The organism is Paeniglutamicibacter cryotolerans (genome assembly GCF_014190875.1).
In the GTDB taxonomy this organism is placed as follows: Bacteria; Actinomycetota; Actinomycetes; order Actinomycetales; family Micrococcaceae; genus Paeniglutamicibacter; species Paeniglutamicibacter cryotolerans.
This window is the reverse complement of record NZ_JACHVS010000001.1, coordinates 1,162,771-1,182,108: the sequence shown is the minus strand read 5'-3', so window position 1 is coordinate 1,182,108 and position 19,338 is coordinate 1,162,771. Positions and strand designations below refer to the sequence as shown.

Annotated in this window: 19 protein-coding genes and 1 tRNA gene; 10 read left to right on the top strand and 10 right to left on the bottom strand. The window is 65.4% G+C overall.

What is annotated here, in order from left to right:
• Positions 1-31 precede the first annotated feature (31 nt).
• A complete protein-coding gene (locus E9229_RS05640; RefSeq protein WP_183510294.1) occupies positions 32-1,027 on the top strand; it encodes a hypothetical protein in 996 nt (331 codons plus the stop codon).
• Here the strand turns inward: E9229_RS05640 and E9229_RS05635 are convergent.
• The 6 genes from E9229_RS05635 to E9229_RS05610 form a co-directional block, all read right to left on the bottom strand.
• A complete protein-coding gene (locus E9229_RS05635; RefSeq protein WP_407671353.1) occupies positions 1,024-1,845 on the bottom strand; it encodes a glycerophosphodiester phosphodiesterase in 822 nt (273 codons plus the stop codon). The genes E9229_RS05640 and E9229_RS05635 overlap by 4 nt on opposite strands.
• Positions 1,846-2,055: 210 nt before the next feature.
• Entirely contained in the window at positions 2,056-2,850 is a 795-nt protein-coding gene (locus E9229_RS05630) for an HAD family hydrolase (RefSeq protein ID WP_312855609.1), read from the bottom strand.
• A 15-nt stretch (positions 2,851-2,865) separates the two neighbouring features.
• On the bottom strand, positions 2,866-3,801 hold the full coding sequence (locus tag E9229_RS05625) for a carbohydrate kinase family protein (protein ID WP_183510292.1): 936 nt from the start codon (positions 3,799-3,801) through the stop codon (positions 2,866-2,868).
• The gene (locus tag E9229_RS05620) at positions 3,795-4,673 is read right to left on the bottom strand and encodes an alpha/beta hydrolase family protein (RefSeq protein ID WP_246380373.1); all 879 of its coding nucleotides are present in this window, start codon (positions 4,671-4,673) and stop codon (positions 3,795-3,797) included. Before E9229_RS05620 ends, E9229_RS05625 begins: the two co-directional genes overlap by 7 nt.
• A complete protein-coding gene (locus E9229_RS05615) occupies positions 4,673-5,482 on the bottom strand; it encodes an enoyl-CoA hydratase/isomerase family protein (protein ID WP_183510291.1) in 810 nt (269 codons plus the stop codon). Before E9229_RS05615 ends, E9229_RS05620 begins: the two co-directional genes overlap by 1 nt.
• An 80-nt stretch (positions 5,483-5,562) precedes the next feature.
• On the bottom strand, positions 5,563-6,327 hold the full coding sequence (locus E9229_RS05610; protein ID WP_183510290.1) for a LysR family transcriptional regulator substrate-binding protein: 765 nt from the start codon (positions 6,325-6,327) through the stop codon (positions 5,563-5,565).
• 29 nt (positions 6,328-6,356) lie between these two features.
• Between E9229_RS05610 and E9229_RS05605 the strand changes: the two genes are divergently transcribed.
• On the top strand, positions 6,357-6,731 hold the full coding sequence (locus tag E9229_RS05605; RefSeq protein WP_183510289.1) for a DUF5997 family protein: 375 nt from the start codon (positions 6,357-6,359) through the stop codon (positions 6,729-6,731).
• A 74-nt stretch (positions 6,732-6,805) separates the two neighbouring features.
• Here E9229_RS05605 and E9229_RS05600 read toward each other — a convergent pair whose 3' ends face one another.
• A complete protein-coding gene (locus E9229_RS05600) occupies positions 6,806-7,237 on the bottom strand; it encodes a universal stress protein (protein ID WP_183510288.1) in 432 nt (143 codons plus the stop codon).
• Positions 7,238-7,283: 46 nt separating this feature from the next.
• Complete coding sequence (locus E9229_RS05595) at positions 7,284-7,982, bottom strand: dienelactone hydrolase family protein (protein WP_183510287.1); 699 nt, start codon at positions 7,980-7,982, stop codon at positions 7,284-7,286.
• Positions 7,983-8,231: 249 nt separating this feature from the next.
• Here E9229_RS05595 and aqpZ point away from each other — a divergent pair, with 249 nt between their 5' ends.
• Positions 8,232-9,020 carry an aquaporin Z gene (gene aqpZ, locus E9229_RS05590; RefSeq protein ID WP_183510286.1) on the top strand — a complete coding sequence of 263 codons (789 nt, stop codon included), beginning with the start codon at positions 8,232-8,234 and terminating at the stop codon, positions 9,018-9,020.
• A 65-nt stretch (positions 9,021-9,085) separates the two neighbouring features.
• Here aqpZ and E9229_RS05585 read toward each other — a convergent pair whose 3' ends face one another.
• Positions 9,086-9,487 carry a phage holin family protein gene (locus E9229_RS05585; RefSeq protein WP_183510285.1) on the bottom strand — a complete coding sequence of 134 codons (402 nt, stop codon included), beginning with the start codon at positions 9,485-9,487 and terminating at the stop codon, positions 9,086-9,088.
• A gap of 96 nt (positions 9,488-9,583) precedes the next feature.
• A tRNA-Leu gene (locus E9229_RS05580) sits at positions 9,584-9,667 on the bottom strand.
• Positions 9,668-9,966: 299 nt separating this feature from the next.
• Between E9229_RS05580 and E9229_RS05575 the strand changes: the two genes are divergently transcribed.
• Genes E9229_RS05575 through pknB form a run of 7 tightly spaced genes read left to right on the top strand, consistent with a single transcriptional unit; the run spans position 9,967 to position 19,294 of the window.
• Positions 9,967-10,725 carry an FhaA domain-containing protein gene (locus E9229_RS05575; protein WP_183510284.1) on the top strand — a complete coding sequence of 253 codons (759 nt, stop codon included), beginning with the start codon at positions 9,967-9,969 and terminating at the stop codon, positions 10,723-10,725.
• Positions 10,722-11,204, top strand: coding sequence for an FHA domain-containing protein FhaB/FipA (locus tag E9229_RS05570; protein WP_183510282.1), 483 nt, complete (start codon positions 10,722-10,724; stop codon positions 11,202-11,204). The genes E9229_RS05575 and E9229_RS05570 overlap by 4 nt, the downstream gene beginning before the upstream one ends.
• Positions 11,205-11,206: 2 nt before the next feature.
• Positions 11,207-12,616 carry a PP2C family protein-serine/threonine phosphatase gene (locus tag E9229_RS05565; protein ID WP_183510281.1) on the top strand — a complete coding sequence of 470 codons (1,410 nt, stop codon included), beginning with the start codon at positions 11,207-11,209 and terminating at the stop codon, positions 12,614-12,616.
• Positions 12,613-14,007, top strand: a complete 1,395-nt coding sequence (locus E9229_RS05560; protein ID WP_183510279.1) for an FtsW/RodA/SpoVE family cell cycle protein — start codon at positions 12,613-12,615, stop codon at positions 14,005-14,007. The genes E9229_RS05565 and E9229_RS05560 overlap by 4 nt, the downstream gene beginning before the upstream one ends.
• Positions 14,004-15,452, top strand: coding sequence for a peptidoglycan D,D-transpeptidase FtsI family protein (locus E9229_RS05555; protein WP_183510278.1), 1,449 nt, complete (start codon positions 14,004-14,006; stop codon positions 15,450-15,452). Before E9229_RS05560 ends, E9229_RS05555 begins: the two co-directional genes overlap by 4 nt.
• Positions 15,449-17,380 (top strand): protein kinase domain-containing protein, encoded by a 1,932-nt coding sequence (locus E9229_RS05550; protein WP_183510277.1) that lies wholly within the window; start codon positions 15,449-15,451, stop codon positions 17,378-17,380. Before E9229_RS05555 ends, E9229_RS05550 begins: the two co-directional genes overlap by 4 nt.
• A 6-nt stretch (positions 17,381-17,386) precedes the next feature.
• Entirely contained in the window at positions 17,387-19,294 is a 1,908-nt protein-coding gene (pknB, locus tag E9229_RS05545) for a Stk1 family PASTA domain-containing Ser/Thr kinase (protein ID WP_183510275.1), read from the top strand.
• Positions 19,295-19,338 lie beyond the last annotated feature (44 nt).

Here is a 19,338-nt window from a genome sequence, read left to right as displayed (position 1 = left end):
TCTTGGGGGACAGGGTCGATAGGATGGGAAGGTGGCCGAATGGAACATGCACTGGGATAGCGAGGAATGGCGCCCCGACGCCGAGGCGTGGGTCGATCTGGCCTGCGCTGCTTACTCACTGCAGCGGACCGGTCCGCTCCAGCCGGCCGGGATCGGTTTCCGCGCCGCGCACTTCACCGCGGCCACCGACCATGGGCTGATCTTCCTCAAGGCCCTGTCCCCCGGGCAGGTAGCCGAGGCATCCATCACGGCGGCAGCGGCCACTGTGCTCCCCGACCGGCTGGTGATGCCGCTGGCCATCGAACCGGAGCGCGGGTGGATGCTCAGCCCCGATTACGGCACCACGTTCGACCGGGTCGAGGTCACCGACGAGATCTGGGAGCGGCTCCTGGCCGAGCTGGCGCTGCTGCAGATCGGGCTGCTGGACTCCGGCGAGCTCCTCTTCGATGCGGGCATCCAGCACCTCGATCCGCAGTGGCTGGCCGATGACCTCGAAAACCAGCTCATGCTCCACGCTTCACTGCCCCCCGGGCACCCGCTGGGGATCCCCGCGAACGACGCCGAGGCGCTGTTGCGCGAATCCACGGGGTTCCGGCGGGCCTGCGAGCTGTTGGCCGCCGGTCCGGTGCCGTTGAGCCTGGATCACGGATCGTTCGATAGGAGCCGCGCGTTCCTGCCCGGCAGCGGGGATGCGATGCTGCGCATCCTGAACCTCGGCGATGCCAGCTGGGGCCACCCGTTCGCCTCGCTGGCCCACCCGCTGCAGCGGCTGGCCACCGGATGGAACACCGATGCCGACGATCCGCGGATCATGCGGGTGATCGGGGCCTACCTCGGACAGTGGGCCGACTTCGGGACTCCCGACGAGCTCTACCCGCTGCTCGAGGCGGCGCTGGTGGTCGAACCGCTGCACCGCCACGCCACCTGGATGCGGCTGCTGGCCGACGCCCCCGAATCCGACCTGCTCCGCTTCGCTCCGATGGCGCTGGAGCCGCTCTCGAAGCTGGCTGGCGGGGCTTTCGGCTAGTTCCGTTGCGGCCAGGTGCCGCGTTCGGCCATGACGGCGGCAAGAAGGTCCGCCCGATCGCTCATCAGCCCGTCGACGCCCATCTCGAGCAGCTCACGCATCTGTTGCTGGTCATCGATGACCCAGGCGTGCACCTGCACCCCCGCCGCATGGGCCCGCCGGATGAAACCGGGGGTGATGACCCTGAACGGGCCCTGGCGCACCGGCACCTGCAGCGCCGTCGTCCGCGAGAGCCGGGAGCGGATGAGGCGGTGCAGGCCCAGCGCCCCGAGCGCCACGGCCAACGCGGCCGTGGCGCTGCCCGAGCTCCAGGCCACCGGACGGCCCATTGCCGCCAGCGCGAACCGGCTACGCGCCTCGTCGAAGGACGCAACCAGCACCCGGTCATGGGCCCCGTGGCGTTCGATGGCCCGCGCCAGCAACGTGGCGGAGCATTCGTCCTTGGCATCCACATTTAGTCTGATATCAGGCCAGGCCGAGAGCAGCTCATCGAACGTGGGAATCTGTTCACGGCCGGCCACCCGCAGCGTGCGCAGCTGCTCGAGCGAAAGGTCCGAGACCTTCCCGGTGCCGTCGGTCACCCGGTCCACCGTTTCGTCGTGGAAAACCACCAGCACTCCGTCGGCAGAGGTCCGCACGTCGGTCTCCAGGTAGCCGAATCCCAGTTCAACGGCGGCCGCAAAGGCCGCCATGGTGTTTTCGGCGCCGGACGGGGAGAACCCACGGTGGGCGAAGGCCAGCGGCCAGCCGGACAGCTGTCCTGTGGAGGTGTTTTTCAGGTACGGGGCCGTGCCGACTCGGGGGGTGATCACCCTCAGGATATTACCGTCCCGCAACGAGAATCCTGCGCAGCGTCCCGTCCCCCGAAGCTCCGAAGTATTCCAGAAACGGAATAGATTGCCCGACGCCGGTAGTTGCCTTGGTAATGCCGGCGGCCGCTGGACCCTGTGGCGGCCGCGGAATTCCAGCGCCCCACGCATTCCGCGGCGGGAATGCGCCACCGCCCCGATACGTGGATTCCCCTGTCCCTACAGGCAGAGCATCTGCTCGATGGCCAACGCCACGCCATCGTCCTCGAGCGGCCCGGCCAGGTGCCGTGCCGCTTCCTTCGCGAGCCGGTGCCCGGAGGCCATCGCATATCCATGGCCCACCCAGCCCAGCATTTCCACGTCATTGGGCATGTCGCCGAACGCCATGATCTCGGCCGCGCCAATGCCCAATTCGGCGGCGTATCCGGCCAGCGCCACCGACTTGTTCACGTCCCGGCGGGCCATCTCCAGCAGCGCTATGCTCGGTGCAGAATGTGTCACCGAGACCAGGTGCGAGATATGCGGTGCCACTTCCTCCATGAACGCGTCGGGGGTGGTCCGCCAGGACTTGGCCAGGAACTTCACCACTCCCTCGGACGCCAGCACGCCCACGTCGGGCATCCCCTGCTCCGGCTCCTTCACTATGCTCCGCTCTGCCGGATCCAGGAAACCACGCTCCAGATGGACTCCGCGCGTGGTTTCGGCGGCGAACCGGGCCCCGGGTTCGAACTCCAAGACGATGTCCCTGACCTCCCTCAGCGAGGCGGCGGGCAGTGTCTTCGCCTCGATCAGGCGCTCGGCCTCCAGGTCATACACCACGGCGCCGTTGGAGCAGATCACCGTGCCCAGATGCCCGAAGGCCGCGCTGACCGGTGCCAGCCAGCGGAACGGACGGCCGGTGACGAACACGATGTGGATCCCCGAGGCGCGGGCCGCCTCGAAGGCCGCAACGGTCCGCGGGGAAATGGTGCCGTCTGGCCTGATGATCGTTCCGTCGAGATCGCTGGCAATCATCCGCATGGGAGCCATCTAGGATGCGGCGGAGTGCTGCTGGGAGATCTCGCGGCGCCCCGGGGGATTGGCGCCGGCGCGGGAGACCGTCACGGCGGCTGCGCGCGCAGCATAGTCGAGCACCTCGGTGAACTGGTCCAGGGTCAATCCACGCAGCTTGTCGCGGTGCTCGGCACCGAGCAGGTCGCGGTCGGCCAGGGCCGAGAGCAGGGCCGCCATGAACGAGTCGCCGGCACCGACGGTATCGACGACATCGACGATGGGGGCGGCCACCTGCGTCGGGCCCGCGGCGGTGATCCCCCACGGGCCGCGGCTGCCGTAGGTGGCCACGACCATGGCCGGGCCCATCCGCAGCCAGGCCGCTGCCGTATCCTCCACCGAACGGCTCGGGTACAGCCATTCCAAGTCGCTGTCGCTCGCGCGCACCACGTCGCTGAGCTGCACGAACTGTTCCACCTTGGCCACCGCCTCGGCATGGTCGGAAACGAAGCTGGGACGGATGTTGGGGTCGAACGAGATGGTGGCGTGCGGACGGGACCGCATGACGGCCTCCAGTACGGTACCGGCTCCCGGCTCGACCATGGTGGCGATCGACCCGGTATGCACCAGTCGCGCCTCATCCAGCACGGCCGAGCCGGCTTCCGGGAAGCCGCTCAGGTCCCAGACGAGGTCGAATTCGTAGGTTGCCGCTCCTGCCGGATCCAGCACGCCGCGAGCGGTGCTGGTCGGATGGTCATCAGGGGCCAGGACCTCGAGCACCGAGTTCGCGCGCAGGTGCTCGTGGATCATCGCGCCGTATTCGTCCTTCCCGTAGCGGCCCACGAAGGTCACCGGGTGGTCCAACCGGGCCAGTCCCACGGCGACGTTCAGGGGACTTCCACCCACATAGGCGGCGGGCGCACTCATGCCGCCGGACAAGACATCGACCAGGGATTCACCAATGACTGTCAGCACGAGCCGTCCTCACCTCTGTTTTTAGGGCAATGCTCCAATATACCGTCCGCAGCCGCGCCTCCGCCGGTGCCCGGAGTGTCCGTTGCGACACCACCGGCTGCCGCCAGCCCGGCCAGCGCCCGAACGCAAAGCTCCCAAGCGGCGTTTCCCACGGTGATCACGCCATAGTGGTCACCGGAGATCCGCAGCAGTTCGATCCGATCTCCCGCGGCCGCCGCGGCCCGCGCGTAGGATTCCGACACGCTCAGCGGCACGTCGCCGTCGTTGTCCCCGTGGATGGCCACCACGGGAACCCCGAGCGGAAGCCGTTGCATGGGATCGGCCCACTTCCAGCGTCCGTCATCGCGCCCCGGATCAAGGCCCAGCAGTTCACGGACGGCGCCGTTGCTCAGGTTCAGTTCATCGGCCAGCGCCAGGTCGAGGGCGCCGGACTGGGCCACCACCCCGTCCAGGCAGGGCCGTCGAAGCGCCCCGGGCACCCCGGAGGGCAGCAGGTGCCGTCCGGCCGCCCACAGTCCAAGGTGTGCCCCGGCAGAGTGTCCGATGGCGACCACCGGGCCCGAATCCAGCCCCGCTTCGCGAAGCACCGGGTGCAGCAGGTCGATGCCTGCAGCCACGTCGGTGAAGGTTTCGGGCCACCCGCCGGCGCCGCCGGCGGTGCGCCGGTATTCCAGGTTCCAGGCGACCCAGCCGCGCCGGGCCAGGTCGGCTGCCAGCGGGCGTCCGTATTCGGCGCCGTAGGCCTGCCGCCAGAAGCCGCCGTGGATGATCACGGCTACGCCGGGCCGGCTACGCCGTTCGGGCAGGTACAGCTCGGCGTACTGGCTCGGGTGCGAACCGTAGGCGTGGAGGGAGGCCGGCGCGTCGCTCATCAGCGTCCGGGGAAGTCTGGTGCGGTCTTTGCCACGAAGGCGGACCGTCCCACCACGCTGTCCTGCGTGCCGAAGGCCTTCCTGAAGCTCTCCAGCTCGACTCCCAGCCCATCCACCACGTTCAGTCCGGCGATCTCGTTAATCGCCGTCTTGGCATTTGCCACGGCCGTGGGTGACTTGGACGCAATCTCCTCGATGGTGGCCAAGGCACCGGCGAGCAGCGACTCGTTGTCCTCGAAGACCCGATTGACCAGGCCCAGGCGCTCGGCCTCCACCGCCTTGATCCGGCGGCCGGTGTAGATCAGCTCGCGGGCTGCGCCAATCCCCACGCGCTGCTGCAGCCTGACCGAACCGCCGAAGCCGGGCACCAGGCCCAGGTTCACCTCGGGCTGGGCGAAGCTGGCCCCGGCTCCCGCATAGAGGAAGTCGCAGGCCATGGCCAGCTCGCAGCCTCCACCCAGGGCAAAACCGTTCACCGCCGCGATCACCGGGACCGGAAGGGACTCCAGACGCAGCGTCACGTCGTGCATGCGCCGGGCGTAGGCGGCTGCGGCATCGGCGCCCATGGAATTCATTTCGACGATGTCGGCACCGGCGACGAAGGACTTGTCCCCGGCGCCGGTCAGCACTATCCCGCGCACCGGCCAGTTCCCGCCCTCGCCCAGAGTCGCGAGGACCCCCGTGAGCCGGTGCAGGTCCTCCACCACCTGGGCCGCCAGCGCGTTCATGGCCCGGGGCCGGTTGACGGTGAGGATCAGGGCGTTGCCGCGCTGCTCGATGAGCAGGCTCTCGTAGTCTCCGAAATCCATTGCACTCCCTTGGTGATTGTGGTCTCACCACCAGCGTCCCACAGGGTCGCCATCATCAGGGACTGCGGCGGGCCAACAGGTCAGCGTTTCTTGGTGCGCCCACCGGGCTTGGGCCCCCGCTTGGGGCCGCCCTTGGAACCGGATTTGGAACCGAAACCGCCACCCTTGCCGCCCTTGGCGCCGCCGGTGGAAGCCTTGGCATCGCCGCCCTGGCGCTTCTTGCGGGCCTTGATCGCCTCTTCCTGCTGGCGCTCCTGCACCGAGGGCTGCCGGGAGGAGTTCTCACCGCGTCCACGCACGATGCCGACGAATTCCTCGATCACCAGGTCATCTGGATCATCACCCTGCGGGCGCTTCCAGGCCACGCCGATGCTGGTCTCCGGAACTCCGGTCAGCACGCGGTAAACCACGTCCTTGCGGTGATGCAGGCGTGCCACCGACTGTGGAACGATCAACAGGCCGGCGCCGGAGGACACGACCTCCATCGCCATGGCGACTCCACCGATGTCCTCGGGATAGTCGGCCAGGTCAAGGAAAGCGGCACCCGTGAGGTCCTCGACCGGGACCTCATCCTCATACAGTTCGATGTCGTGCTCCTTGGCGGCACAGACCACCGGAAGCTCCTCGTAGAGCCGGATCACGTGTGTGAGCGCATCGACCGGGGCTTCTCCCGTGGGGAACCTCACGAAGACCAGGTCCGCTTCTCCCGAACGCAGCAGCGCCAGGGGGTCGGGCGCGTCGTAACGGCTCGCCTTCAGGGGCGCGTTCGGATATCTTTCCTGCCAACGTTTCAGCCATTTGCCCGGGGTGACCCCGGGAACATAGGCGATGCTTAGTCCTGCCACCCCACCAGCGTACCGGTACGCTGGTGGGTATGAGCCAGAAGACCCCGCAGACCATGAAGCCGGCCACCGCCGCAAAGAAGCTGGGCATCTACCTGCCCGCCGCACCTGCCGAGTTCCAGGAGGGCCAGGTGACGCGCGAGGAGCTCAACACGCTGTTAGCCGAACCGCCGGCCTGGTTGCAGGAACTGCGCGTCAACGGACCGCATCCGCGTCCGGTCGTCGCACACAAGCTGAACGTTTCCATCGCGGGCCTGGCCCGGGCTGGCGTCGAAGATGCGCTGACCACCGAGCAGATCGAGGCCCTGTTGGCCGACCGTCCGCAGTGGCTGCAGACCGAACGCGCTTCCTTGGCCGCAGTGCGCGCCGAGGAAAAGCGTGTCCGCGAGGCAGCAGAAACGAAGTAGCACCCGCAAACAGCAGTGGCCGCCATTCCCCCCGGGGGGAATGGCGGCCACTGCTCGCAGGATCTACCCGGTGACTACTTGGCGGTCTTGACGATGTAGACGTCGCACGGCGCATTGTGGGCGACGCTGGAGGCAACCGAGCCGAGCACGCGACCCAGGCCCTGCATGCCGACGTTGCCGACGACGATCAAGCCGGCGTTGAGGCGGGCTGCCTCGTTGACCAGCACTTCCTGCGGCTTGCCCTTTGCTGCAACGGCGCTGACCACTGCCTCGGGGAGGGCTGCGCGCAGTGCCGCAGCACACTGTTCGGCCAGCTTCAGGGCCTGCTCGGCGTCATCCAGGATCCAGGTGTCGGAGCCGATGCGGACAACCTCGGTGTTGTCCGATGCGTGGGCGGTGACGACGGCAAGCTCTGCGCCCATGCTGACGGCGATCTCCGCCGCACGCAGGGCCGCTTGCTGGGCCGTAACGCTGCCGTCGACGCCGACGATTACTTTTTCTGCCATGGTGTTCGTTCTCCTCAGGTAGTCCCCGCTGTCACGGGGCGATGGTCTAGCGAGTCTTTTCTTTTAGGAAAGCTACGGATCGGGCCCAGGCCTGGCGAGCACATTCTTCGCGGTAGTTGCCCGCGGGGTTCTCGTCATTGTGGAACGCGTGTGGTGCATCGTAGTAGTAGAAGGTGACTTCGGCGCCGGATTCGGCCCGGATCTGGGCCTCCTGCTCGTGTGCCTTGGCCACCGGGTAGAAGTCGTCCTCGTTGCCGTAGTGCCCCTGGACTGCGGCGCGGACGCCGGCATAGTTGCTCGGTACGGCGGCGCCGACACCATAGAACGGGACTGCGGCGCTGATCTTCGATCCCTGCTGCGCCGCCAGGGCCAAGACGAAACCGCCACCCATGCAGAAGCCGATGGCCCCCACCCCGGTTCCGGTCACCTCGTCCATTCCCAGCAGGTGGTCGACGGCTCCGGCCAACAGCCGGGCCCCTTCCTCGGCGGGCAGCTTCGACATCATTTCAGCGGCCTCGGCACCATCGTGGGCGATGGAGCCCCCGAAGAGGTCCGGCGCCAGCGCAACGAAGCCCTCCGCAGCAAGGCGGTCGGCAACATCGCGGATGTGGTCGGTCAGACCCCACCATTCCTGGATCACGATGACTCCAGGCCCGCTGCCGGAGGCCGGCAGTGCGAGGTATCCGTGGGCCGTGCCCTCGACCGATTCGAACGCCATGTTCTGGTGCGGTGTCTTATCAGCCATGTTAGGGGCAGCTCCTCGCGCAGTGAATTCGTGGGGTTCTAGCTTCTTTGCACCAGTCTAGGCACAGCAGGCCCGATTTCGGGTTGATCTGGATCACCTAGCGACGGGAATCACGATTCCGGGATTGTTTGGGGCGAATTAGTGTCGTGCCACATATGGGCGGGGCCACATCTCGGCGCTAACGTAGTGGTGAAGAACGTTTTGCCTAATAAACAATCCGATCGGCTAGGGTGCACCTTGTCTCATACCATGCCTTCACGCTTGGCTGCCGAATTCCTGGGCACCGGCGTCCTTGTTTTCGGCGGCTGCGGCGCTGCAATCTTCTCGGCCAAGGTACTGGCATCCTCCACCATTAACATGGGCATCGGATTCCTGGGCGTCGCGCTGGCCTTCGGCCTGACCGTCATGGTCATGGTGTATGCGGTGGGCCACATTTCCGGCGGGCACTTCAACCCGGCCGTCACCTTCGGCGCAGCCCTGGCCGGTCGCATCGAATGGAAGGCCGTCCCGGCCTACGTGATCACCCAGGTGCTCGGCGCTTCAGTGGCCGGCCTGGCCCTGTTTGCCATTGCCACGGGCAAGCACGGCTTCGATCCGGTTGCCTCCGGGTTTGCCAGCAACGGCTATGGATACCGCTCCCCCGACGGTTACAGCATGCTTTCCGCATTGCTCATCGAAATCATCCTCACCGCCGTCTTCTTGTACGTCATTCTCGGTTCCACCGATGAGCGCGCTCCGAAGGGCTTCGCCGGGATCGCCATTGGCCTGTCACTGACCCTGATCCACCTGGTGTCGATCCCGATCACCAACACCTCGGTGAACCCGGCCCGTTCACTCGGCGTCGCCTGGTTTGCCGGCCCGGATGCTCTGGGCCAGGTCTGGCTGTTCATCCTCGCCCCGTTGCTGGGCGCCGCCATCGCCGGACTGAGCTACCAATTACTCTTCCCCCCTCCCCTCGTCGAGAAGGCAGTGGAAGACCTGCATATCGAAGAGGGGCACACCGAAGCCAAGCGTGTCGAAGCCACTTCGGCCGAGTAATAAAGAGCCAAGACATGCACAAGGCGTGGAACCCGGAACGGGTTCCACGCCTTGTGCATGTCCGGCTATCCGAGCAAGGGATCAGCCTTGCGGCTGGCACCTCGGTTCTTAAGCAGGAAGATCGGCAGGATCCATCCGCTCAGGGCACCGACCAGCCAAACGATCAGGGTGCCCAGCACCCAGTTTCTGATGCCGCTGATCGTTATCCCGCCGGAGAAGAACGTTGCAACAAGCAGTGCGACAAAGGTGGAGACCAAACCGATGCCGCCAAGCAGCGCTGGGGCATGGAGCCTGGCCATTTTGAAGATGAACGGTGCCAAGATGTTTTGGGCAATGGCGAAAACGACGATTGCCACGAGAAAACCGCTCACAGAGACTTTGAAGCCATCCAGAATCCAACTGGCAACCAGCAGGCCCAGTGTGGCGTTGACCAGAAAGATCACGGTTCGAATCAGAAAAGTAACCATGCACCGATCATAGGCTTCGCGCCAGAATCCGGACAGTGTCCGATTAAAGCGAAAGAGCTTCGCAGACTTAGTTCTGCGAAGCTCTTTCTCAACTTGTGCGCGAGGGGGGACTTGAACCCCCACGCCCTTGCGAGCACTGGCACCTGAAGCCAGCGCGTCTACCAATTCCGCCACTCGCGCAAGTTGCTTGCTTCGGATTCATTTTCATTTCGTCCTCAACAGCGAGATCAATATAACCATCAATTTCAACAGAACGCCAATCGGAGAGACTGCGTGTGACCAGCGGCACGTTGATGCAACTTTCCCGGCACCCGGAACGTTGAATCCACGAGGCCCCGAACTAGGGTTCTCAATGCCCGTTCGAAGGCAAGGCAAGTAGTATCAGTGAAGGCGTCGGGCAACCGAGGCCGTTTTAAGTGCCCCTTCCCGGGGCATGAGATGATCCCCGGAATCGATGGAACCCCGAAAGGAGCAACGCCATGGGTCTTGTAGACAATGTTGAGCGTGGCCTCGAGAAGCTGGTCACCAGCGTCTTTCGCGGTGCCGGCAATTCCGAGGTGAAACCGGTGGAAATTGCCAGCCGGCTGCGCAACCACATGGATGCCAAGTCACTCCCGGTTTCACGCGGCCGCACCCTCGCCCCCAACCGCTTCGAGATCCGTCTCAGCGAAAGCGACTTCGCCAGGGCCAGGGAATGGGGTTCCCCGTTGGCGGAGGAACTCTGTTCAATTGCCGTACAGCATGCCAAAAGCCAGGGATATTCCCTCCAGGGCGCCGTACGGGTCAACTTCCACAAGGACTCCGGGTTGAAGCAGGGCATCTTCGAGATCGATTCTTCGTCGGCTTCTGCATCTTCCGGGTCGGCGAAGTCCGCAGCCCCGGCTGCTGCCCCCGCTCCCCCGCAGCCTTCCCTGCCCCCGCGCCAACCGTCGAGAATGCAACCCGTCCTGGATATCGATGGTCAGCGCTTTGCGCTGAACGCCGGCTCCATCGTGCTGGGCCGTTCCGCCGAGGCCGACATCCCCGTGGATGATTCGGGGGTCTCGCGCAAGCATCTGGAAATCCAGCAGCGCGGAAAAGCCACCTTTGCCGTGGACCTCGGCTCGACCAATGGCAGCTACGTCAACGGCCAGCGCGTCTCCGGCGAAACCGAATTGCTCGACGGATCCGTCATCACCATGGGGCGGACCCGCATTACCTTTCGACTCCTACCGCAACCGCAAGGGGGCCGCGTATGAATGAGCTAGTCTTCACCGCACTGCGACTCGGATTCCTGATCCTCCTCTGGGTCCTGATCCTGAGCATTGTCGGCGCACTGCGCCGGGACCTGGTGATCGGCAAACGAGCCCGCACCGGCGTGCCCTCGGCACGTGAAATCCGCAAACACCCCGAGCTCACGCCCGCACCTGAAGCACCGGCTAAGCGCCCGGCCCGGATCCTATGCGTGCTCGAGGGACCCTTGGCCGGAACCCAGATCGAGTTGGCAGCCAGCCCGATCCTGCTTGGCCGTGCCCAGGAGGCAACCTTGGTGCTCGAGGACGACTACGCCTCAGGGCGCCACGCACGTCTGTTCCCCCAGGGCAGCCGCTGGTTCATCGAAGATCTGGGCTCCACCAATGGAACCTTCCTGGGCGACAACCAGTTGACCCGCGCCCAGCCCGTTGAATTGGGCCAGCCCATCCGGGTGGGCAAGACGGTCATGGAGCTGAGGGCCTAGTTATGGCGTTGGTTCTCAGGTTTGCCGCGCGCTCCGACGTCGGCAAGGTCCGTGCTAAAAACGACGATTCCGGTTATGTTGGTCGTTACCTCGCCGTAGTTGCCGACGGCATGGGCGGACACGTCGGTGGTGATGTCGCAAGCGCCTCCACTGTGCTGGATCTGGTGCATCTCGACGTTTCGGACACCCCGAACGCCGAAACGGTGCTGCCCGATGAGATCCAGGCGGCAAACCACGTCCTGAACGAACTGGTCAACGCCAACCCGAAGCTTTCGGGCATGGGAACCACTGTTACCGCCCTGCTGCTGGCCAACGACCGGCTGCAGATGGCGCACATCGGTGATTCACGGGCCTACCGCCTGAAAAACGGTGTGTTCGAACAGATCAGCAAGGACCACACTTTCGTCCAGCGCCTCGTGGACGAGGGCAGGTTGCGCCCGGAGGATGCCGAGCTGCATCCGCACAAGAACGTGCTCATGCGCGTGCTTGGCGATTCCGATGCCAGCCCCGAACTCGATGTCGAGCAGTACCCGGTCGAGGTCGGGGAACGCTGGATGCTGTGCTCGGATGGGCTGAATGCGGTGGTGCCCGACAGCATTACCGAACAGATCATGCGTGGCACTGCCTCGCTGCAGGAAACCGTGGACGACCTGGTCGAGACCACGCTCTCCCACGGCTCCCCGGACAACGTGACGATCATCGTCTTCGAGGTGGCCGACGATAGCGACGCACTGCCGGAAGCCGCCGTCCCCGAGCGCATCGAACCGGCGCCGGATACCGGCCAGATCACCATTGCCCGCGAGGGAGACCTGGAAGCCAGTGCCGCCCTGATCCGCCACGATATGGCCCAGCGGGCCCACGTGCTGGTCGGTGCGGCCCAATTGGCCACCGTTGCCGGACAGATTCCCGTGGTGACCCAGCGCTCCGCCGAGAAGCGCGCGGCGGCCTTCCTCACGCACAAGGCCCCCGTCATCGAGACCGGCACCGGAGATCACCGGTCGCCCTCGCAGCAGCCGTCGGCCCGCTGGCTCATGCCCGCGTTCCTTGGTCTGACCGCACTGATCCTCGCGTCGGTGCTCTGGTTCGGATACGTGTGGACGCAGACCCAGTACTTCGTGGGCAGCTACGACAACAAGGTCGCGATTTTCAAGGGCGTCTCGCAGGACCTCGGCCCGATCAAGCTCTCCCATGTGGATACCGTCACCGACATCCCACTCGACGCGCTTCCCGAATACACGCGCCAGCGCATCGAATCCTCGCTGGCCGCCCGTGACCTCGCACATGCCCAAACAATTGTGAATGAACTCCTGATCACGGCGAAGCAGAAATGCCCCGTTGTCGCACCGTCCGAGCCCGGTACCCAGCCCACGCAACCGGCGCTACCGGCATACTGCCTGGAGGCCACACAATGAGCGAGCTGCAGACCCCGCCCGTACCGCGCCGGAACATGGAATTGCTGCTGCTGCTGCTCGCCCTGTTCGTGTCGTTGGCCGCGTACTACCTGGTCGGCCTGAACACCGACGTAGGCTTCGACCAGGACTTCCTCGTCCAGGGCGGAATCCTGGCCGGCTTGGCGCTGATGGTGCACGTGAGTCTGCGCATCTGGGCGAAATATGCCGATCCGGTCATACTTCCGTCCGTGGTGGCACTCAACGGCATCGGCCTGGCCATGATCCACCGCATCGACATCAGCAAGGGAAGCACGGTGGCTTTCCGCCAGCTGCTCTGGACCGGCGTGGCCATCGTCGTCGCGATTGTAGTCCTCTGGGCCATCCGCGACCACAGGACACTGGGCAAGTTCACCTACATCGCCCTGCTGGTCAGCGTCGTGCTACTGCTCCTGCCGATGGTTCCGGGACTGGGACACGAGGTGTACGGCGCACGGATCTGGATCAAGATCGGCTCCATGACCTTCCAACCCGGTGAAATCGCCAAGATCACCTTGGCCATATTCTTTGCGGGATATCTATCGAGCAACCGCGACCTGATCCTCATGGCCGGGCGCAAGATCGGCCCGCTGCAGCTGCCGCGGGCCCGCGACCTCGCACCGATGATCGTGGCCTGGCTGGTCAGCATCGGCGTCCTGGTCATGCAGCGCGACCTGGGGTCCTCGATCCTCCTCTTCGGCCTTTTCCTCGTCATCATCTACGTCGCCACGGGCAGAATCAGCTGGATCGTGATCGGCATGGTGTTCGTGACGGTCGGAGGCATCTTCGCCTACCAGACCATGGCCCACGTGACCCGGCGCATCGACGGTTGGCTCAACGCCTTCGATCCCAATGTCTACTACGCCAAATACGGCAGCGCGCAGATCGTCGAGGGACTGTTCGGGCTGGCCAACGGAGGCCTGCTGGGCACGGGGCTCGGCAACGGGCGCCCCGGTGACGTGCCGCTGGCCAACAGCGACATGATCATCGCCTCGCTCGGCGAGGAACTCGGCCTGATCGGGCTCAGCGCCATCGTCCTGCTCTACGTGATCCTCGTCAGCCGCGGCCTGCGGGCTGCCCTGGGTGCCCGCGATACCTTCGGCAAGCTGCTGGCCACCGGGCTGTCCTTCACTCTGGCCCTGCAGTGCTTCGTGGTCATCGGCGGCGTCACCCGGCTGATCCCGTTGACCGGTCTGACCACGCCGTTCATGGCCGCTGGCGGTTCCTCGCTGCTGGCCAACTGGATCATCGTCGCCCTATTGCTGATGATCTCGCACAACGCCAGGCGTCCGATCGCCGTGAACCCCTCGGCCACCGGTGAGGTGGCAACCGCCGCCCCGGGCAAGAACCGACTCAGGAAAGGAGCCAAGGCATGAACCAGGCAATACGCAACACCTGGATGGCAGTGATGCTGATGTTCCTGCTGGCTCTCGGAGCCCTGAGCTACGTCCAGTTCTTCGCAGCAGGAGACCTGAACGACAACGCCCTGAACCGGCGTCCGCTCTACAAGGAATTCGACCTGCCGCGCGGCGCGATCCTCGCCGACGGCAAGCCGATCGCCGAATCCGTGCCCACCACCGAGGGGCAGTTCGACTACCAGCGCGTCTACAACGACCCCGAGCTCTACGCCCACCTGACCGGCTTCTACTCGTTGACCTTCGGATCCCGCCAGCTGGAATCGGCGATGAACAAGGAACTGACCGGCCAGAGCGATGACCAGTGGCTGGACCGGATCAAGAACCTGTTCTCGGGCCAGGCCACCCAGGGCGCATCGGTGGAAACCACCATCGATCCCCGCTTGCAGAAGGTTGCCTACGACCTGATCCCGAACGGGGTCCAAGGCACCATCATCGTCTCGGAGCCCAAGACCGGAAACATCCTGGCCATGGTCTCCAAGCCGAGTTACGACACCAACTTGATGGCCGTACAGAGCTCCAAGCGGGCCAACGAGAACATGAACAAGCTGCTGGACGTTCCGGGGTTGAACATCAATGTGAACCCCGCCGTCGGGCACCTGATCCCGCCGGGGTCCACGTTCAAGATCTTCGACATCGTCGCCGGCCTCGAGTCGGGGAAGTACAACGCCGACACCGTGATGAAGAATCCCGCCCGGATCAAACTGCCCGGTTCCACGGCGACCCTGGGAAACTTCTACGGTGGAAACTGCGCTGCCAAGACCGAGGCCACGTTGGCCTGGATCGTGGCCAACAGCTGCAACACCCCCTTCGTGTCCATGAGCCAGGACCTGGGTGCCGAGGCGTTCCGCAAGGTGACCACGAACTTCGGTTTCGGCCAGCAGCTCAACATTCCCGTGAAGGTCACCCCCAGCGTCTTCCCGGCCGAGCTGACCGGGTCCCAGCTGGCCCAGTCGGTCATCGGGCAGTTCGATGTGAAGGTCACCCCGCTGCAAATGAACATGGCTGCCATGGGCATCGCCAATGGCGGTGTGATCATGGAACCGAACCTGGTCAAGCAGGTGATGGCACCGGATCTGCGGGTCCTGTCAACCACGAAGCCCAAGGTGCTGGGCACGGCGACGAGCCCGGAAATCGCGGCCCAGGTCACCGATCTGATGCGCGGCCCGGTCCAGTACGGAACAGCCCGTTCGGCGGCGATCCCCGGCCTGGACATCGCGGCAAAGACCGGAACCTCGCAGATCGGCAATACCGATCTGGTGAACTCGTGGATCACCGGCTTCGCTCCTGCGGACGATCCGCAGGTAGCCGTCACCATCGTGATGGAAAAAATTGATTTTAAGACTGGCTCTTCATTGACCAGTCCCAACCTGAAGAAGATTCTAGAGGCGGTGTTCAACCAGTGAGGCCAACATCCGGTATCACCCTGGGTGGTCGGTTCCAATTGACCGATCGGATTGCCATTGGCGGTATGGGTGAGGTGTGGAAGGCGCGCGATCAGATCCTGGGTCGCATGGTTGCCATCAAGATCCTCAAGGAGGAATACACCGGCGACCCGGGCTTCCTCAAGCGTTTCCGCGTCGAAGCCCGGCATACGGCCCTGTTGAACCACAACGGCATCGCCAACGTGTTCGACTACGGCGAGGAGGACGGTTCGGCCTACCTGGTCATGGAACTGGTCCCCGGCCTGCCGTTGTCCACAATCATCGAACGCGAGCGAGTACTCTCCCCGGACCGTACCCTCTCTATCATTTCGCAGACCGCCAAGGCCCTGGCGGCCGCCCATGTACAGGGTCTGGTGCACCGCGACGTGAAGCCCGGAAACCTGCTGATCCTGCCCGACGGCCGGGTCAAGATCACCGACTTCGGCATCGCCCGGCTGGCCGATCAGGTGCCGCTGACGGCCACCGGACAGGTCATGGGCACTGCCCAGTACCTCGCTCCCGAGCAGGCCACCGGCCAGCAGGCCACCGGCTCATCGGACATCTATGCGCTGGGCGTCATCGGTTACGAATGCCTGGCCGGGCGTCGCCCGTTCACCGGAGAATCGCAGATCGCCATCGCGCTGGCCCAGGTCAACGACACGCCGCCGCCGCTTCCCGAGTCCATCCCGGCGCCGGTGCGCGCCCTGGTGATGTCGATGCTGGCCAAGGACCCGGCGGACCGCCCGGCGGACGCCGATGCCCTGGCTGCGGCAGCGGACGCCATCCGCGCCGGCAACCCGCGCGGTGCCGAGGCCGCAGTACCCGGCATGCTGCTCTTTGGCGAGTCCGACGCCGCAACCGCGGCGATGAGCATGGGCGATGCGCCCACCCAAGCCACCATGGCGATCCGGCCAGCCGATCTGGCAAGCCCGGCAACCAGCGCCATGCCGCTGATCGCCGCCGATCAGGAATCGGAATACGTCGATGAGCCCACCAACTTCGATTCGCTGCTCGGCGCCAGCCAGGCCTGGGATCCGTCGGAACCGGATCACCCGGCCGACGACGCCGACCACCAGGCCTACGAGGTGCCGCGCAACAAGAAGAAGCGCAGCCCCTGGAACACTCCGCTGGTTGTCCTGTTGATCCTGATCGTTTTCGCTGTCCTCGGTGCCTGGCTCTACCCGATCCTGACCGGTGCCAACGAACCGGCTCCATCGGATACACCGGCCCCGGTGACCAGCCCGACGACGCCGAGTGAGACGCCGAGCCAGAGCCCCAGTGAAACCCCAAGCCAAAGCCCCAGCGAAACACCAAGCCAGACCCCCGAAAAGATCCAGATCTCTGCTGATCAGTTCCTAGGCAAGCAGAAGGACGCCGTCGTGGCACGTCTGGAGTCAATGGGCCTCAGCGTCAAGACAGTGGGGCAGCCGGAGGACCAGCCGCTGAACACCGTCGTGGAGATTACCCCGACCGGTCAGCTCACCGCGGGAACGCAGATCACCGTTACCTATGCAACGGCACCCGAGGTCCAGAAGGTTTCCGTCCCCAACGTCGTAGGTAAACAGGGCGATGTGGCAGCCAGCATCATCAATGATGCGGGCCTGGTCGCCATCCCCGGCGGAGAGCGGAAGTCCGACCGCCCCCAAGGCGAGGTAGTTGCCACCACCCCCGGTGCCGGAACCACGCTCGAATCCGGTGAGCCGGTGACGTATTTCGTTTCAGCGGGTCCACCCCCGGAACCGACCCCCACCCCGACGCCGACCCCGACGCCTTCAACCGAGGCGCCGCCGGCGCAGGGTGAGGGTCCCGCTGATCCGGGCACGTCCGGCTCCGCACCCGCCCCCAGCTCGGGCGCCAAGCAGGGCTCGGTTAAGGGCGGCAACGCCTCCTCCGAGAACCTAGGCCAGTAGCCGGGCATGGAAGGCATTGTGGGAACGGAACGCCTCCTCGGGGGACGCTATGAAGTGGGGGACCTCATCGGCCGGGGAGGCATGGCCGATGTGCACCTCGGGCGTGACATCATCCTGGGCCGCAAGGTCGCCATCAAGCTGCTGCGCAAGGAAATGGCGCGCGACCCGATGCTCCATGCCCGCTTCCGCCGCGAGGCACAGGCCGTTGCCGGGCTGAACCACCCGAATATCGTCGCCGTCTACGACACCGGCGAGATGGAATCCGACGGGGAGGGGGACCCGGTCCTGTCCCCGTTCATCGTGATGGAATACGTCGCCGGGCGTACCCTGCGCGACCTCATCAAATCCGGTGGGATGACCCCGGCCCTGGCCGTTGAATACACCCTCGGCGTGCTCGACGCGCTCGGGCACAGCCACCGGCAGGGCATCGTGCACCGTGACATCAAGCCGGCCAACGTCATGGTCACCGAATCGGGCGGCATCAAGGTCATGGACTTCGGCATTGCCCGGGCCCTGGCCGATGCCTCGAGCACGATGACCCAGACCCAGGCCGTCGTGGGCACCGCCCAGTATCTCTCCCCGGAGCAGGCACGCGGCGAAACCGTCGATGCCCGCACCGACCTCTACTCAACCGGCTGCCTGTTCTATGAGCTGCTGACCGGCAGGCCACCCTTCGTCGGCGATTCGCCGGTCTCAGTGGCCTACCAGCACGTGGGAGAGCAGGCCCCGACCCCCAGCACGCTGGCCGCCGGCATTCCCGAGCTCTATGACGAAGTGGTGCTCAAGGCCCTGGCCAAGGACCGCGAGAACCGCTTCGCCGATGCCTTAGCTTTTGCCACCGCACTGCGCAACGCCGCGGCCGGCAACGACCTGCCGCTCTCGGAACGGGTGGGAACCCATGTGGGCCCCACGGCGGTTGCCCCTCCCCCCTACGTAGCGGAGCCGCGCCTGGAAGATACTGTCTACGGCCTGCCTCCGGCGGTCGGGGACGACATCGTCCAAGCCGAATCCGAGGAGGCCTGGGCGCAGGAGCCGCTGTGGGTCTCCGAGGATCCCCATGAACAGGAGCGCCGCCGTTACGAGGCATCGCGCCGTAAGGCCTGGATCACCGTCTTCTCCGTGGTGCTGGTGCTCGCGCTGGCGGTCGGCGCCTGGTTCGTCTTTTCCTGGTCGCAGGCCGAACGCGTACGCAATGCGTTGGTGGAGATCCCCTCGGTGACCTCCATGACCCAGCTCGACGCGCAGAACAGGCTGACGGCGCTGACCCTGCGCCCACAGCTCGAGGAGGTCTTCGACGACGATGTCGCCATCGGCCGGGCCGTCAAGACGGTTCCCGGCCAAGGCGAACAGGTCAGAAAGGATTCCGAGGTCCAGCTGCTGGTTTCCAAGGGCAAAGCGCAGCAGACCATCCCCAAGGACTTGCTGGGCCAGAGCGAACCCGCAGTGCGCGATGCGCTGGCCAAGCTGGGACTGGTGGTCGGCGCCTCGACCAGCGTGAACGATCCCAAAGTCCCCTTCGACCGGCTCGTTTCCATGACGCCCAAACCCGGATCAAAGGTCAAGACCGGCAGCAGCGTCGACCTGGTCCTCTCCACCGGCAAGGTGACGGTGCCCCGACTGATCTCCATGAACCTCGACGACGCCCGCGCGGTCCTGGAAGACCCGAAACTGGGCCTGATGCTCGACGTGCGCGAGGAAGAGAATTCGGTGGTGGCACCCGGGACGATCATGGATCAGAATCCCCCGGCGAATTCGGACATTGACCAGGGCGGAACCGTCGTGGTGACGGTGGCCACGGCTCCGCCACCACCGGACCCCTCGCCGAGCGGGGAACCGAGCCCGAGCGGGGAACCGAGCCAGGACCCCGGTTCCGAAACCCCCTCGCCGCCGGCCGACCCCTCGGCCACCGGGTAGACCCGGTTTCACGCGGAAGGTGCCGGTCCTTGCCCCAGCGGGGC